General features: G+C 64.0%; 15 protein-coding genes. 6 read left to right on the top strand and 9 right to left on the bottom strand.

Annotation, left to right across the window (positions count from 1 at the left end; genetic code table 11):
* Positions 1–54: 54 nt before the first annotated feature.
* Positions 55–1,188: an acyl-CoA dehydrogenase family protein gene (locus tag ACQP2U_RS16645; protein ID WP_433715496.1), complete on the bottom strand. Its 1,134-nt coding sequence runs from the start codon at positions 1,186–1,188 to the stop codon at positions 55–57.
* Between the two features lie 91 nt (positions 1,189–1,279).
* Between ACQP2U_RS16645 and ACQP2U_RS16650 the strand changes: the two genes are divergently transcribed.
* Positions 1,280–1,960, top strand: a complete 681-nt coding sequence (locus ACQP2U_RS16650; RefSeq protein WP_433715497.1) for a winged helix-turn-helix transcriptional regulator — start codon at positions 1,280–1,282, stop codon at positions 1,958–1,960.
* A 4-nt stretch (positions 1,961–1,964) separates the two neighbouring features.
* On the opposite strand, the gene ACQP2U_RS16655 is transcribed toward ACQP2U_RS16650, so the two are convergent.
* The 6 genes from ACQP2U_RS16655 to ACQP2U_RS16680 form a co-directional block, all read right to left on the bottom strand.
* Positions 1,965–2,192, bottom strand: coding sequence for a hypothetical protein (locus tag ACQP2U_RS16655; RefSeq protein WP_433715498.1), 228 nt, complete (start codon positions 2,190–2,192; stop codon positions 1,965–1,967).
* A gap of 100 nt (positions 2,193–2,292) precedes the next feature.
* Positions 2,293–2,469 (bottom strand): hypothetical protein, encoded by a 177-nt coding sequence (locus ACQP2U_RS16660; protein ID WP_433715499.1) that lies wholly within the window; start codon positions 2,467–2,469, stop codon positions 2,293–2,295.
* Positions 2,470–2,517: 48 nt separating this feature from the next.
* Positions 2,518–3,807: an acyl-CoA dehydrogenase family protein gene (locus tag ACQP2U_RS16665; protein ID WP_397034806.1), complete on the bottom strand. Its 1,290-nt coding sequence runs from the start codon at positions 3,805–3,807 to the stop codon at positions 2,518–2,520.
* Positions 3,808–3,809: 2 nt separating this feature from the next.
* Positions 3,810–4,466, bottom strand: coding sequence for a TetR/AcrR family transcriptional regulator (locus ACQP2U_RS16670; RefSeq protein WP_433716491.1), 657 nt, complete (start codon positions 4,464–4,466; stop codon positions 3,810–3,812).
* A 23-nt stretch (positions 4,467–4,489) separates the two neighbouring features.
* Positions 4,490–5,539, bottom strand: a complete 1,050-nt coding sequence (locus ACQP2U_RS16675; RefSeq protein WP_433715500.1) for an alcohol dehydrogenase catalytic domain-containing protein — start codon at positions 5,537–5,539, stop codon at positions 4,490–4,492.
* On the bottom strand, positions 5,536–6,285 hold the full coding sequence (locus tag ACQP2U_RS16680; RefSeq protein ID WP_433715501.1) for an SDR family NAD(P)-dependent oxidoreductase: 750 nt from the start codon (positions 6,283–6,285) through the stop codon (positions 5,536–5,538). Before ACQP2U_RS16680 ends, ACQP2U_RS16675 begins: the two co-directional genes overlap by 4 nt.
* Positions 6,286–6,441: 156 nt before the next feature.
* Between ACQP2U_RS16680 and ACQP2U_RS16685 the strand changes: the two genes are divergently transcribed.
* Both ACQP2U_RS16685 and ACQP2U_RS16690 read left to right on the top strand, forming a co-directional pair.
* On the top strand, positions 6,442–8,625 hold the full coding sequence (locus ACQP2U_RS16685; RefSeq protein WP_433715502.1) for a malate synthase G: 2,184 nt from the start codon (positions 6,442–6,444) through the stop codon (positions 8,623–8,625).
* 424 nt (positions 8,626–9,049) lie between these two features.
* The gene (locus ACQP2U_RS16690; protein WP_433715503.1) at positions 9,050–9,604 is read left to right on the top strand and encodes a hypothetical protein; all 555 of its coding nucleotides are present in this window, start codon (positions 9,050–9,052) and stop codon (positions 9,602–9,604) included.
* 18 nt (positions 9,605–9,622) lie between these two features.
* On the opposite strand, the gene ACQP2U_RS16695 is transcribed toward ACQP2U_RS16690, so the two are convergent.
* Together ACQP2U_RS16695 and ACQP2U_RS16700 are read right to left on the bottom strand one after the other, a co-directional pair.
* Positions 9,623–10,108 (bottom strand): hypothetical protein, encoded by a 486-nt coding sequence (locus tag ACQP2U_RS16695; RefSeq protein WP_433715504.1) that lies wholly within the window; start codon positions 10,106–10,108, stop codon positions 9,623–9,625.
* 43 nt (positions 10,109–10,151) lie between these two features.
* Entirely contained in the window at positions 10,152–10,820 is a 669-nt protein-coding gene (locus ACQP2U_RS16700; RefSeq protein ID WP_433715505.1) for a hypothetical protein, read from the bottom strand.
* Positions 10,821–11,028: 208 nt separating this feature from the next.
* Between ACQP2U_RS16700 and ACQP2U_RS16705 the strand changes: the two genes are divergently transcribed.
* From ACQP2U_RS16705 to ACQP2U_RS16715, 3 genes are read left to right on the top strand one after another with little or no spacing between them, the layout of a single operon-like run.
* Positions 11,029–11,589, top strand: coding sequence for a hypothetical protein (locus ACQP2U_RS16705; protein WP_433715506.1), 561 nt, complete (start codon positions 11,029–11,031; stop codon positions 11,587–11,589).
* Positions 11,590–11,601: 12 nt separating this feature from the next.
* Positions 11,602–12,936 (top strand): Dyp-type peroxidase, encoded by a 1,335-nt coding sequence (locus tag ACQP2U_RS16710; protein ID WP_433715507.1) that lies wholly within the window; start codon positions 11,602–11,604, stop codon positions 12,934–12,936.
* Positions 12,933–13,946, top strand: coding sequence for a hypothetical protein (locus ACQP2U_RS16715; protein ID WP_433715508.1), 1,014 nt, complete (start codon positions 12,933–12,935; stop codon positions 13,944–13,946). The genes ACQP2U_RS16710 and ACQP2U_RS16715 overlap by 4 nt, the downstream gene beginning before the upstream one ends.
* The last annotated feature ends 15 nt before the right edge of the window (positions 13,947–13,961 follow it).

Below are 13,961 nucleotides of genomic sequence, written 5' to 3' on the forward strand. Positions count from 1 at the left end.
CCCGATCGGCCGGCCTGCGTCCCGGCTTCGCGCATTGCGATTCGAGCAGGTCGGTCAACCGATGGGCGTGCGGCCCAACAGAACTCGCCCGGTGAATCGCGTCTGCTTGGCCCGAGGCAGTGGGTGGAACAGGCAGCCGTGGATGTCGCGATACCACATCTCCAGCCCACAACTGCGCGAAAAGCCCACGCCGCCAACGGTTTCGATGGCCAGCCGGATGGTGTCGACGAGCGCGTCGGCGGCCGTGGTCTTACGGCTGAGGGTGCGCGCACCATAGCCGTCGGTATTGTCGAAGTGTAAATTGTCCGAATCGGTGAACATGGCGGCGATCAGATCCGCGGCGGTGGTGTAGGTGTTCATCATTTCGCCCGCGAGCTGGAAGGTATGCGGTTCGCAGCGGTCGGCGACCAGTGCGGCGGCCAATTCGACCGCGGCGTCGGCGATGCCGAGATAGGCCGCCATTACCAGCGGCATGGCAACGCCGATCACCACATTCAGCACCGGGGGCCAGGCGTCGGCGGGGCGGGTCAGCGAGATCGCGGAATCGGGGACGAAGACATCTTCGAAAACCACCGTATGCGAGCCGCTGGCCCGCAAACCCATAGTGTCCCAGGTCTTTTCGATGCGAACACCCAGGGTGTCCATCGGCAATGCGAAGTGCAGCACCTGAGGTCCCTCCGGCGCATCGCCGCGGCGGATGCTGGTCACCACCACATCGCCGACCTCACAGCCGCTGGCGGGCGCCTTGCGGGCACTCACCCGGAAGCCGCCGTCGACGCGCTCGGCCCGGCCGTTGGATTCGACCCAGTCCGAGGCACCGGTGCTGACCAAGATCGCGCCCGCGGCCACCTTGCCGAAGACCGCAGAGGCGTCGATGTCGTGGTTGTGCCGCCAGACCTGCGCGGCGACCAAATGGGTGTGCATGGCGAACGCGACGGCCGTGGACGGGTCGCGGCGGCCGAGTTCGCGCAGGATCTCGCCCATCTCGTGGTGCGATACACCGCCGCCCCCGAACTCGATGGGAACGAGCGCGGCGGACAATCCCGTGGTCCGCAGCAGGTCGAAGGCGGCGACGGAGATGTCGCCGGTGCGGTCGCGGGCGGCCACATCGGCGCGCAGGGTTTCCCCTACCCGGCGTGCCAGGGCGATCCAGTCGGTGGTGGTGATGTCATGGGCGATAGTCGTCATGTTTCGAAGTTAGGAGCGGCCGCGATAACCGAATAGTCCAGAAAGTGGACTTCCCCGGTCCAGAAAATGGACCCCGGTTCGCGAGGTGACCATGACCAGCACGACCGCAAGCTATGGCCAATATTGTCCGATCTCCCGTGCGCTCGATGTGCTCGGCGAGCGTTGGTCGCTGCTCATCCTGCGCGATCTGCTCATCGGTACGACGCGCTTCAACGATCTGGCGCGCGGTCTGCCCGGACTTTCACGGAGTCTGCTCGCCAAGCGGCTGCGCCGATTCGAGCGGGCCGGATTGATCGACAAACTGGGCAGCGAATATCGGCTCACCGCGGCCGGTCGAGAATTGGAGCCGATCCTGTTCGGCCTCGGCGCATGGGGTGCGCGCTGGACCTTCGGCGAACCGCGGCCCGAGGAGCTGGATGCCGGGCTGCTGGTGTGGTGGATGCACTCCCGGCTGGATACGTCTACGTTTCCGGGTAAGCGTCATGTGCTGTGCGTACGGTTCACCGACGATTTTCGGCGCTATTGGATCGTCGTCGAATCGGGTGTGCCTTCGGTGTGCGATGCCGATCCCGGCTACCCGATCGACGTGACCATCAGCTCCGATGTCGAATCGCTGTACCAGGTTTGGTTGGGACGTATTCCGCTCTCGCACGCGATGCGAACCGGTCGAGTGGAATTCACCGGCCCGACTGCTCTCACCCGGCGGATGCCGTCGGTGCTACAACTGAGTCCCGTTGCGGGATATACGGATCCGATCGCCCGCGCCTCGTAACTTCTTACGCGGTATTCTCCCGTGCGTAGATGTAGTAGAGGTAGACGCCGTCACCGGGATCCGCGCTCAGCGGCCACTCGCCGCCAGCGAACCAAGCCCATTCGAGCGCGAGGCCCGCGTCGTGTTCGGCGATCGACTTCGCCCGGTCCAGCGAACTGTCGGTGCCGAGGGCCTGGTCGTCGGTGCCGCAGAACTCGCAGCTATGTACTCGCCGCACCTCGTATGCGATCACTCGGTTACCTCCGGGCATCCAGGCTAGACCGGGCTATCCGGGGGTGCACCGATACGGGCCCGGCGGGCCGCCCCATGCATGCCGAGCGCACCTTGCGTGGTTACCTGGCGGCCTGCCCGCAGAGATCGATACGCCCCCGACCGTCGTCCTCGACCACAACGCCGAGGCAGTGGTCGGGGGCGGTGCGGTCGATGCCGAGAGCAGCCAGTGCCGACGTACTCAGGCTTTTGGTCACTGCACCGAATACCACCGACACGCACACGGACAGCACGACCATCGACACCTGCACGCTGAGCGTCCACCCGGTGACCACTCAATAGCGATTTCAGAGATTGCCGACGATGTGTTCCAGGCGGCGGGCCACCAGTTCGCGGGCCTGTTCGCGCAGGGCGGGGCGGTAGCCGCTGGGGTAGACCGGGTCGCCGGGGGTGTAATCCTTCAGTACTTCTTTGGCGAGAGTGATCTTGTGGACCTCGGTGGGGCCGTCGGCTATCGCCATGACCTCGGCGTAATTCATCATGTCGACGAACGGGAGGTCCTGGCTGACGCCGATAGCGCCGTGTAGATGCAGTGCGCGCTGGGCGATATCGTGCATCACCTTCGGCATCGCCACCTTGATGGCGGCAATATCCTTGCGCACCTTCAGATAGTCCTGCTCTTTATCGATGCGCCAGGCGGTGCGCAGGACGAGCAGGCGGAATTGCTCCATCTCGATCCAGCTGTCGGCGATGCGTTCCTGGGTCATCTGCAGACCCGCGAGCGGCCCCTTGCGCATCGGCCGGGAAACCGCGCGCTCGGCCATCATGTCGAAGGCCTTGCGCACCAATGCGACCGTGCGCATGGCATGGTGCACCCGCCCGCCGCCGAGGCGGGTCTGCGCGACGATGAAACCCATTCCCTCCTGGCCGAGCAGGTGGTCGGCGGGCACCCGGACATCGGTGAAACGCAGATGTCCTTCGTGCTCGCTGAAACCGTGCACATGGAAGTTCTTCACGATTTCCAGGCCTGGGGTGTCGGCAGGCACGATGAACATCGACATGCCCTGGTACGGACTGACATCCGGATTCGTGACCACCATGACGATATGGAAGCTGGCGAACTGCGCATTCGAGTTGAACCACTTCTCGCCATTGATGACCCAGGAGTCGCCATCGCGCACCGCGCGGGTCTTGAACAGCGTCGGATCCGAGCCGCCGGTCGGTTCGGTCATGACATAGCAGGAGCCGATCTCACCGGCCAGCAGCGGTTCCAGATACCTGGCCTTCTGCTCCGGGGTGCCGTAGTGCGCGAGGATTTCCGCGTTACCGGAATCCGGTGCCTGGCAACCGAATACCGACGGCGCCCAGATCGAGGTGCCGAGCACTTCGTTGAGCAGGCCGAGTTTGAGCTGCCCGTAGCCGGGGCCGCCCAGGTCCGGTCCGAGATGGCAGGCCCACAGCCCCTGTTCCTTCACCTTCTCCTTCAGCGGCCGCATCAGCGCCATCGCCTCGGTATTGGTGCGGTCGTAGGGATTCGGGTAGAGCAGATCCAGGGGCTCGACCTCGGTGCGGACGAACTCCGCCGCCCAGTCCAATTTCTGCTGGTATTCCGGGTCGGTTTCGAAATCCCAAGCCATGGTCAGCCTTTCGTGTCGATGATGCCGTCGAGAATGGTGGACGCCACAATGTCGGCGATTTCGTCGGGGGAGCGCCCACCGTGCGGCCGGTACCAGAAGGTCACCATGTTCAGCATGCCGAGCACACTGTTGGTGACCACGTGATCGCTGGTGCGCAGGACGCCTGCCGCATGACCGGCATCGATGACGCGCTGCCAGTAGGCCTGTATTTCGTCCCGCATTTCCTGTAGTTCCTCGCCGCGCTCGCCGGTCAGCGCGGTGACATCGCGCAGTTGGATGGCGACCTCGCGGCGATGCTCGACAATCAACCCGACGTGGCTGTGAATCAGTTTGCGCAACTTGACAATCGGGTCGTCGGTGCTGCGGGAAATCCGCTGCGCGTCGGTGAGCATGAGCTGGATGTAAGCGCGCAGGATCTGCCAGAGCAGCTCCTCCTTGGAACCGATGTGGTAATACAGCGCGCCCCGCTGCACCCCGGCGCGATCACCGATTTCCGCGACGCCGGTGCCGTGGAAGCCTTGCTCCGCGAATAGGTCCACTGCGGCAGCCATGATGCGCGCCCTAGTCGCCTCGGCGGTGGTCTCCGCGGCTGGTGGCCGCCCGCGACGACGAGGTGAGGCCAATTCTGGCCCGTCCGTCACCGGCCCGCCACCCCGCATTGAATCGCTGCGCGATGCTGCGGTCATTTGCGCGGATCCAGGACGACCTTGGAAACCCCGTCGGCACGGTCGGCGAACATGCGGTAGGCAATCGCGCCGTCCGACATCGGAAATCGGTGTGTAACAACGGCTTCGGGCCGAATCCGTCCGGCCGCGGTGAGCCGCAACAGTGCGGGCAGCTCGTATTGGATCGAGCAGAGTCCGATATGGAATTCGAGCTCCTTGACCTGCGCCAACTGCATATGGAACGGGAAGGCGCGGTTATGACTGACGCCGACCACGCCGACTCGGCCGCGATGTCCGACGGCGCTGATGGCGAGACTGATGGTCGCGTCGGTGCCGACCGCCTCGATCGCGACATCCGAGCCGCCGCTGAGCATTTCGCGGATGACAGTCTTGGGTTCCTCGGATTCGACTATCTCCGCGCCCAATTCGGCGGCGCGCTTGCGGCGCTCGGCCACCAGATCCACCCCGAGTACCCGCGACGCGCCCATCGCGAATGCCGACTGCACGGCCATCAGCCCGACCGGTCCGAGCCCGATCACCACAACGGTCTCACCCGGTGCGATGCGGGTGCGGCGTGCGCCGTACCAGGCGGTCGGCGCATTATCGGTGAGCACGATCGCCGCTTCATCGCTGACCGTATCGGGAAGCCTCACCAGATTCCCCTCGGCATGGGGGACCGCGAGATATTCGGCCTGCGCACCCGCGAGCGATCCGCCGAGTCCGTAGCAGGCATCGGCGGGCATTGGATGGCGTTCGCAGGCCGCCACGATGCCTGTCTTGCACTTCGCGCAGCGGTTGCAGCCGACGGATGCGGAGACCAGCACTCGGTCGCAGATCGCGAACCCCTGTATATCCGAACCCAATTCGACGATCTCGCCGACCGCCTCGTGCCCCACGCTGTATCCGGTGCCATCGGTAAAACCGTGCCCGGCATAGATGTGCAGATCGCTACCGCAGATTCCGGCAGCGCTCACGCGAACAACGGCCCCGTCGCGGCCCGGCAGCACCGGATCGGGGACCTCGGTGTAGGAGATCTGTTGGGGTCCTTGGTAAGTCAGAGCCTTCATCGCCAGCCGCCGTCCAGTGCCAGGGTCGCGCCGGTGCAGTACGCCGCGTCGTCCGTCGCGAAGTACAGTGCCGCGCCGACGATTTCATCCGGGCGGCCAACCCGCCCGAGAGCCATATGTCGGGTCAGCTCCGCCCGCAACTCATCGGGCCATGCCTTGGAAATATCCGTCTCGAACGGACCGCATTGAATCGTGTTGACCCGCACCGTCGGTGCGAAACTCTGCGCGAGACCGCCGGTGAGATTGGCCAATCCGGCCTTGGCGGCCGCATACGGGACCGCGAGCGGTTCCGGTCGCGCCGCCTCGATCGAGGAGATATTGATGATCGATCCGCCGTCGCCGCCGGCCATCCGGGTGCCGATCAAGGTCGACAAACGGAACGGGCCCTTGAGATTCACCGCGATCACCTTGTCGAACATCTCCTCGCTCACCTGATCCAGACTCGGATACAGCAGCGACATCCCGGCATTGTTGACCAGCACGTCGACCTTGCCGAACTCCGCGTAGGCCGCCTCGACCAGCGCATCGCACTGCGCCCAATCGCTGACATTGCACGCCACCGGTAACGCGCGCCGACCATGCGTGTTCTTCACCTCATCGGCGAGCGCGGCGCACGCGTCGAGTTTGCGACTGGCGATCACCACATCCGCACCGGCCGCTGCGAAGGCCAGCACCATCTCCCGCCCGAGCCCGCGGCTACCGCCGGTGACCAGCGCGACCTTATCCGCTAACGACTGTCCTGGCATTGCGCTCCATTGCTCCGGCTGCCGGTAATGTTCCGATCAGTACATTAATTCCGCCGGACGATACAATCAAGGCCCCGACACACCGTCACATCACTACCGATGGGTAACATTGGTTGCGATTTTTCCCACCCGGCTTTCTCAAAAGTGAGGCAGTAGATGACAGAGCGGATTCAGGTCGGCGGGCTCCAGGTGGCCAGCGTTCTCCACGAGTTCATCGAGAACGAGGCGCTCCCGGGAACCGGCGTAGATTCCGCCGCGTTCTGGGCCGGAGCCGAGCAGGTCGTCAATGACCTCGCTCCGCGCAACCGCGCCCTGCTGGCCGAACGCGACGAAATCCAGGGCAAACTCGATGCCTGGCACGCCGAACACCCCGGCGCGAACTACGACAAGGCCGCCTACAAGAGCTTCCTCGGCGATATCGGCTACCTGCGCGCGGAACCGGCCGATTTCGAGATCGCCACCCAGAATGTGGACGACGAGATCGCCACCACCGCTGGCCCGCAGCTCGTGGTGCCGGTGATGAACGCCCGGTTCGCGATCAATGCCGCGAATGCGCGCTGGGGTTCGCTCTACGACGCCCTTTATGGCACCGATGCCATTTCCGATGCCGACGGCGGCGAGAAGGGCACCGGTTACAACCCGGTCCGCGGCGGTCGCGTGATCGAATTCGCGCGCAAGTTCCTCGATACCGCAGCCCCGCTGGCCAACGGCTCGCACGGTGGCTCGACGCACTACGCGATCGACGGTGGCAAGCTGGCGGTCACGCTGAGCGATGACGGGGTCACCACACTGGCCGCCGACGGCGCGGAACTGGTCGGCTACCTGGGCGATCCGGCCTCGCCGACCTCGATCCTTTTGAAGCACAACGGTTTGCACATCGACATCCAGATCGACCCCGCCTCGCCGATCGGCAAGACCGATCCGGCCGGTGTCAAGGATGTGGTACTGGAGTCCGCGGTCACCACAATCATGGACTTCGAGGATTCGGTCGCCGCGGTGGACGCCGAGGACAAGGTGCTGTGCTACCACAACTGGCTCGGCCTGATGAAGGGTGAGCTGGCGGAGAAGGTGACCAAGGGCGACAAGACCTTCACCCGCACCATGAACCCGGACCGCGTCTACACCGCGCTCGATGGTGGCGAGCTGGTGCTGCACGGTCGGTCGCTGCTGTTCGTGCGCAATGTCGGTCACCTGATGACCTCCGACGCGATCATCGATGCCGAGGGCAACGAGGTGCCCGAGGGCATCATGGACGGCCTGATCACCTCGCTGATCGCCAAGCACAGCCTGCTCGGCGATACGAAGTTGAAGAACAGCCGCACCGGTTCGGTGTACATCGTGAAGCCGAAGATGCACGGCCCGGACGAGGTCGCCTTCACCAACGAGCTGTTCGGCCGGATCGAGGACGTCCTCGGCCTGACCCGCAACACCCTCAAGGTCGGCATCATGGACGAGGAGCGCCGCACCACGGTCAACCTCGAGGCCTGTATCCAGGCCGCCGCCGAGCGCGTGGTGTTCATCAACACCGGCTTCCTGGACCGCACCGGCGATGAGATCCACACCTCCATGGAGGCCGGGCCGATGGTCCGCAAGGCCGAGATGAAGACCCAGCAGTGGATCCTGTCCTACGAGGACTGGAACGTCGACACCGGCCTGGCCGTCGGCCTGCCCGGTAGGGCGCAGATCGGCAAGGGCATGTGGGCCATGCCGGATCTGATGCACGACATGCTCGAGCAGAAGATCGGCCACCCGCGTGCGGGCGCCAACACCGCCTGGGTGCCCTCGCCGACCGCGGCCACCCTGCATGCGACGCACTACCACCAGGTCGACGTGTTCGAGCGGCAGCGGGAGATCGCCGCCGGTGGTCGGCGCGCCACCGTCGATCAGATCCTGGAGATCCCGCTCGCGGCCGACCCGAACTGGACCGATGAGGAGAAGCGTCAGGAGCTGGACAACAACTCCCAGAGCATCCTCGGCTATGTGGTGCGCTGGATCGACCAGGGCGTCGGCTGCTCCAAGGTGCCCGACATCCGCGATGTCGGTCTCATGGAAGACCGTGCGACCCTGCGCATTTCGAGCCAGCTGATGGCGAACTGGTTGCGCCACGGCGTGGTCACCGCCGATCAGGTGGTGGCCAGCCTGGAGCGGATGGCGCCGGTGGTCGACAAGCAGAATGCGGGCGATCCGAACTACCGGCCGATGGCGCCGGACTTCGCGAGCAGCATCGCGTTCCAGGCCGCGAAGGAGCTGGTGCTGGAAGGCGCCAAGCAGCCCAACGGCTACACCGAGCCGATCCTGCACCGCCGTCGCCGCGAGGCCAAGGCGCTGGCTTGCGTCTAAGGCATTGCGCGTCCGAGTAACTCGTGAATCCCTCGCCCGGGAGCCTGCCGGGCGGGGGATTCCTCTATCACGCGACGGCCTGTCGTCCGGGTGGATGACTGGTTTCGACCCACATAACGATCCGTTACCCTGGGCGCTGCACGAGGTAGTCGGATGTGAGGAAGTTTTATGGGAAGCGTTGTCCTTGATGTATTCGCCCTGGTTGTGAACCGCGCGGCACAGTTCTGGAACTGGATGGCAACCGGTTCGGCCGGTTTCCCGCCGCTGTAATAACCAAGCCGAACGTCTGGTACGACGGCCCCCGGTCACGGCCCCTCGATGGGATGCCGAGGCCGGGGGCCTTCCTTCGTCCAATGAGATATTTCCACCAGATGGTGAACCGATTCCCTTCGGGGACAGGGCAGGTCGACGTATCTTCTTTGGCATGAGCAGCGCCACCCGACCGACACCGTTGTGGTTCGAACTCTGGATGGGCGCCATCACCACCGCCATCGCCCTACTTTGCGCCGCGTTGTGCTGGGAATTGGCTGCTCAGGGCAGCTTTCCGGCCAAAGTGCTGCTGTGGGTGGGACTTTCGGTGCTCGGTCTGGTCGCGATCGTCTTCGCCATCTTCGGCCTGATCCGCTATCACGCTGTCCTCGTGAGCCTGACGGCACCGCTGCTGATCGCCGCCCTCGCCGCGCTGGTGTGGTACGAAGTCCCCGAAACCACCGGTTGGCGCCTGTCCCGACCCATCCTCGAGGATCAGGCTGCCGCCTGCGCCAACCCCGGCCATCGCACCCGTCTGGGCGTCTACACGGTCACCTATATCACCCGCCGCGACGGTGCCTGCCTGTTCTACGTCAGTGGCGGAGCCACCGATTCCGAAGGCTTCGCCTATTTCCCGGACAGCGCCCCGAGTACCGGCCCCGCCGGACAAGGCGGTATCGGCTACGAACCCTTCCACGGCCCCTGGTATCGGTTCACTGAAAACACCTGACGGATCGGCCGAGGCCGCTCAATGTCCGACAAGAATCAGTGTCCGAATGATCATGAAGATGGCGGCCACACCGAAACAGGCCAGTCCGACCACCCATACTGTGAACATCTGCCGCATCGGTATCAGGTTGTTCAGCCAGCCGACGTCTAGCTCGACGTTCTGCTGTTGCGCCTCGAACACGCTGCCGTGTGCACCCCAGATACCCGCCCCGATCTGTTGCTGTTCGAACTGCTCCAGCCACAGTGCGTCCTTGCGTTCGGCAAGGCGGTGGCTCGCCATCAGCATGATCGAAAGGATCGAGACGATCAGCGCGAGCAGCGATGAGGCTATTCGGGCGACGGAATCGTTGGCGGCTGCCATCGAGATACTGAACAAGAACGCCTGGGCAGTCAGACTGAGGGTGGGAACCTGCCAGAGGAGGTTCTCGTATTGCAGACGTCGATCCGCCACGGTCTGGTAGACCATCTCCAGATCGGCCGAATGGCGAGGAACTGGCTCCTCCACAAGGAGTACTGTCGCACAGTCGCGCAGACCTGGTGGGTGTTTGTCACGTTCGAGACGGGGAGCGAACCAGGATGAGGACGCTGACCACGAGCACCCACCCCGGGAAGGCAAGGGTCATCCATCTGCTCGTTTCGCTGGCGACCAGGAGCGCCACGGCTGCCAGATAGCTGAGACCCGCGAGCCAGCGGGGCATCAGCCCGGTCTTCAGCCAAATCGTCGCGAGCGAGATCATGAACACGGCCGCCATCCGCAGTGCGTAGGTCTGGCACGCCGAAACCACGACCATCTTGCCGAAGTCGACCACTTCGGCGCGGGCGGCTGGGTCGGTGACGTCGGTGTCGCTGCACACCAGACCGGCGGCGACGGCGGTACCGACGAACATCATCGCCAGGAACAGCAGTCCGCTGCCGAGGAATACCGATAGGAAGAACCGGTCCTCGTAGCGCCCGAATCCGTCACGGACGACGCCGATGAACCATAAGAAGCTGATTCCGGCGAAGGGCATGAGCACCGTCGCTATTCGGATCGCGCTCCGCTGGCTGTTCAGCCAATGAGTCGAGCCTTCGATGCCGTCAGGCATGTCGATGCGGATCAAGATCAGCGTTGTGCCGAACAAGACCGCGAAGGCCACTCCGGCGAGTGCGGCGGCTCGCGGCGTAGATAACCGGCGCGGGGTCGGCGCCGACTCGGTGTCTTCCGGCGATGTCGACATCTCGTAATTCTGTCAAATCCGAGCGTCGGTGGGCAGGAATTCCAATCAATTTGAATTTTCTACAATCCAGCCCGTCGCACTTCCACCGAACCTGCGTGGGTGATCACTGCTGTCTCGATTACCACGCATCAGGGGTTTCGGGGTTATGCGCCGAAGGCATAGCATGAGCAAAGGTCCAGCCTTACTGTCGCGGAAGGTGGGTGCAGGTATGTCGATAACCGAGCATGACTGGAGTAAACCGGCGGCGATGGCCATTCCGGCGGAGGGCTATTTCGAGCTGGAACGGGGGAGATACGGTCCGATCTATCCCCGGACGCCTTCGTGTTATGGGTTCTCGATCATCGCCAAGGTGAAACCCGGTCGGGAAGAAGCTATTCGCGCGCACGGCAAGGATCTCGAGGCCGCGGTCGCGGCTGATCCAGAGGTGCTGGCACCGCTGCGACTGCACTATCTACGGTGGCTGTTGTTCGATGTCGGATTCGGTCTGCATTTCCAATATCAAGGCATCTTCGATACTGATTTCGACAAATACACCGAGGATGCCGTTACGCTGTTCTCGCAGACCGGCATAACAACGGTTTTCACGAATCTGGAAGGATTCCCCGAGGATTGGAAGGAAAATCCGGCGTCCTTCGTGAAATATGTTCGCGAGCACCACTTCCCGAGCTTCCTCGAATACGGTGAGTACCCCTACGTCACCGGCATCGAGATCAAAAAGGCGCTGCGACTGAAGGCAGCGTTCTCCGAAATGCTCGATCAGATGCAGTAAGTACCTTGACCCATGCTAGAACTCGACGATATTCAGCACATCCTGCTGACCCGGACCCCGGCGGTGACCGGCCGCTATGAGTTCCTGTCCTTCGATGATCCCGTGGGGGCTCGGGCTTGGTTGACGCCGCTGATAGACCGCGTGCAATCGGCAGCAGATGCGAGCGCAACGATGGACAGTTCCGACCGCTGGGTCACGCTGGCCTTCACCTGGCACGGGCTGCGCGCGCTCGGCGTGCCGGAGGAAGTGCTCAGCACCTTCCCGGACGAGTTCCGCGAAGGCATGGCCGCACGCGCGGACATCCTGGGCGACACGGGCGCTGCTCATCCCGACAACTGGGTAGGCGGGCTGGCCGGTGACAACCTGCACGCCATCGCGATCCTGTTCGCCCGCACCGATGCCGAGCGTCAGCGCTGCATCACCGAACATGACAAGCTAGTGGCCCGCTGCCCCGGTGTGCGCGTGTTGTCGTTCCTGGATCTGAACGCGACGCCGCCCTTCGATTACGCCCACGATCATTTCGGGTTCCGAGACCGGTTGTCCCAGCCCGTGATCGACGGATCCGGCGAAACACCGACCCCCGGGTCGGGAGCCGCGCTGCAACCTGGGGAATTCATCCTGGGCTATCCCGACGAGGAGGGACCATCGCGAGCGCTGCCACAGCCGGAGGTGTTGTTCCGCAACGGCAGCTATATGGCCTACCGGCGGCTGCAAGAACATGTCGGCGCGTTTCGGAACTATCTGCGTGAGCACGCGGACACCCCGGACGGGCAGGAGTTGCTCGCCGCGAAGATCATGGGACGCTGGCGCAGCGGCGCACCGCTGGTGCTGGCCCCGGACCGGGATGATCCGGCGCTGGGTGCGGATCCCATGCGCAACAACGACTTCAACTACAAGGAAATGGATCCGCACGGCTACGCGGTACCACTCGGCGCGCATGCACGACGCCTCAATCCCCGCGACACCGCGGCTAACATGAACCGTCGCAGAATGATTCGCCGCGGCGCCACCTACGGCCCCGCGCTACCCGAGGATGCCCCCGACGACGGAGTGGATCGCGGGATCGCCGCGTTCATCATCTGCGCCAGCCTGGTACGCCAATTCGAGTTCGCCCAAAACGTCTGGATCAACGACAAGACATTCCACGAACTCGGCAACGAACACGACCCCATCTGCGGCACCCAGGACGGCACCTTCGACTTCACGATCCCCAAGCGGCCCATCCGCAAGGTGCACCCGGGACTGCCTGCGTTCACCACGCTCACCGGCGGCGCGTACTTCTTCCTTCCGAGTATCAGCGCCCTGCGATACCTGGCCACGCTCGACAGCCGAGAGGTCACACCATGAGCACGCTGCCGCTGGCACGCACCTACAACCAGACCCATATTCCACGCAGCCACGACGGGCGGCGACGGATGAGTATCTATTGGACCTGGAGCTATCCATGGGAGGCCCAACGCGATCCCGCCGAGATGTACAACCGCTTCTCGACGATGACGGAGGTCCGCAATGTGCTGTGGCCGGGCTACGAGACTCCGGAATACGACGCCGCGCACTTCCTACAGGGCATTGCAGGCACGTTGGAGTTGTTCCATCGCTCGACGCTGGCGTTTCAGCAACTTGCCGCAGAGGCGACCGGTCACCCCGTCGCGGTGTTCCAGCGTATCGACCAGGCGGGCTACACCTTGCCGATCGACGAGCGGATCCTGGCGGACACCGACACCCTGATGGTGTTCGGGCTCGATCACCTGCTCTCCGAGCAGCAAGCCACACCGGAGGAGTGCGAGGCGATCCGCGACTGGCTGCAACGCGAAGGCACCTGTCTGCTGCTGGCACCGCACCACGACGTCGGCTGCACCGACGACTATGCGCAGCGGCAAATGGAATACGAGCATCACGGCGACCCGCTGGTGCCGCGGCAGCAACGATTCGGCCAGTACACACGCTCGCTCATGCGGGCTCTCGATGTTCCGGTGCACAACAAATGGGGCCTTCGACCCGCCGTCGTCGACGGCACCGATGAGATCGCGCCCTTGACCGGGTTCCGCGATCTGGACGTGCCCCGGCTGCTGGACAACGTCACGACATTCAACTTCCACCCCCATCTACCGCACTACGAGCTCACCGCGCCGGAAACCGATACGCTTCGTGTCCTGGGCCGCCAGCGTGTCGACCCCGGGCGGCCCCATCCCTTCACCGCCGCAGGCAACACGGAATTCAACGCGCTGATCTGGATGCCACCCGCTGGCAGGCGAGCCGGCGATATCCTGCTCATCGATTCCACCAACTTCACCACGCTATTCGGCGGCACGGACAGCCTGCGAAACCTCTGGCACAACCTCGCCACTATGAAGTAAGTGCCCACCGCGACC

The organism is Nocardia sp. CA-084685, assembly GCF_050955785.1.
Classification (GTDB): domain Bacteria; phylum Actinomycetota; class Actinomycetes; order Mycobacteriales; family Mycobacteriaceae; genus Nocardia.

Excerpts from the sequence above, each read along its gene's own strand:
- ACQP2U_RS16645 (WP_433715496.1), bottom strand. The coding sequence starts at position 1,188 with ATGACGACTATCGCCCATGACATCACCACCACCGACTGGATCGCCCTG.
- ACQP2U_RS16650 (WP_433715497.1), top strand. The coding sequence starts at position 1,280 with ATGACCAGCACGACCGCAAGCTATGGCCAATATTGTCCGATCTCCCGT.
- ACQP2U_RS16660 (WP_433715499.1), bottom strand. The coding sequence starts at position 2,469 with ATGGTCGTGCTGTCCGTGTGCGTGTCGGTGGTATTCGGTGCAGTGACC.
- ACQP2U_RS16665 (WP_397034806.1), bottom strand. The coding sequence starts at position 3,807 with ATGGCTTGGGATTTCGAAACCGACCCGGAATACCAGCAGAAATTGGAC.
- ACQP2U_RS16670 (WP_433716491.1), bottom strand. The coding sequence starts at position 4,466 with ATGCGGGGTGGCGGGCCGGTGACGGACGGGCCAGAATTGGCCTCACCT.
- ACQP2U_RS16675 (WP_433715500.1), bottom strand. The coding sequence starts at position 5,539 with ATGAAGGCTCTGACTTACCAAGGACCCCAACAGATCTCCTACACCGAG.
- ACQP2U_RS16680 (WP_433715501.1), bottom strand. The coding sequence starts at position 6,285 with ATGCCAGGACAGTCGTTAGCGGATAAGGTCGCGCTGGTCACCGGCGGT.
- ACQP2U_RS16685 (WP_433715502.1), top strand. The coding sequence starts at position 6,442 with ATGACAGAGCGGATTCAGGTCGGCGGGCTCCAGGTGGCCAGCGTTCTC.
- ACQP2U_RS16690 (WP_433715503.1), top strand. The coding sequence starts at position 9,050 with ATGAGCAGCGCCACCCGACCGACACCGTTGTGGTTCGAACTCTGGATG.
- ACQP2U_RS16700 (WP_433715505.1), bottom strand. The coding sequence starts at position 10,820 with ATGTCGACATCGCCGGAAGACACCGAGTCGGCGCCGACCCCGCGCCGG.
- ACQP2U_RS16705 (WP_433715506.1), top strand. The coding sequence starts at position 11,029 with ATGTCGATAACCGAGCATGACTGGAGTAAACCGGCGGCGATGGCCATT.
- ACQP2U_RS16710 (WP_433715507.1), top strand. The coding sequence starts at position 11,602 with ATGCTAGAACTCGACGATATTCAGCACATCCTGCTGACCCGGACCCCG.
- ACQP2U_RS16715 (WP_433715508.1), top strand. The coding sequence starts at position 12,933 with ATGAGCACGCTGCCGCTGGCACGCACCTACAACCAGACCCATATTCCA.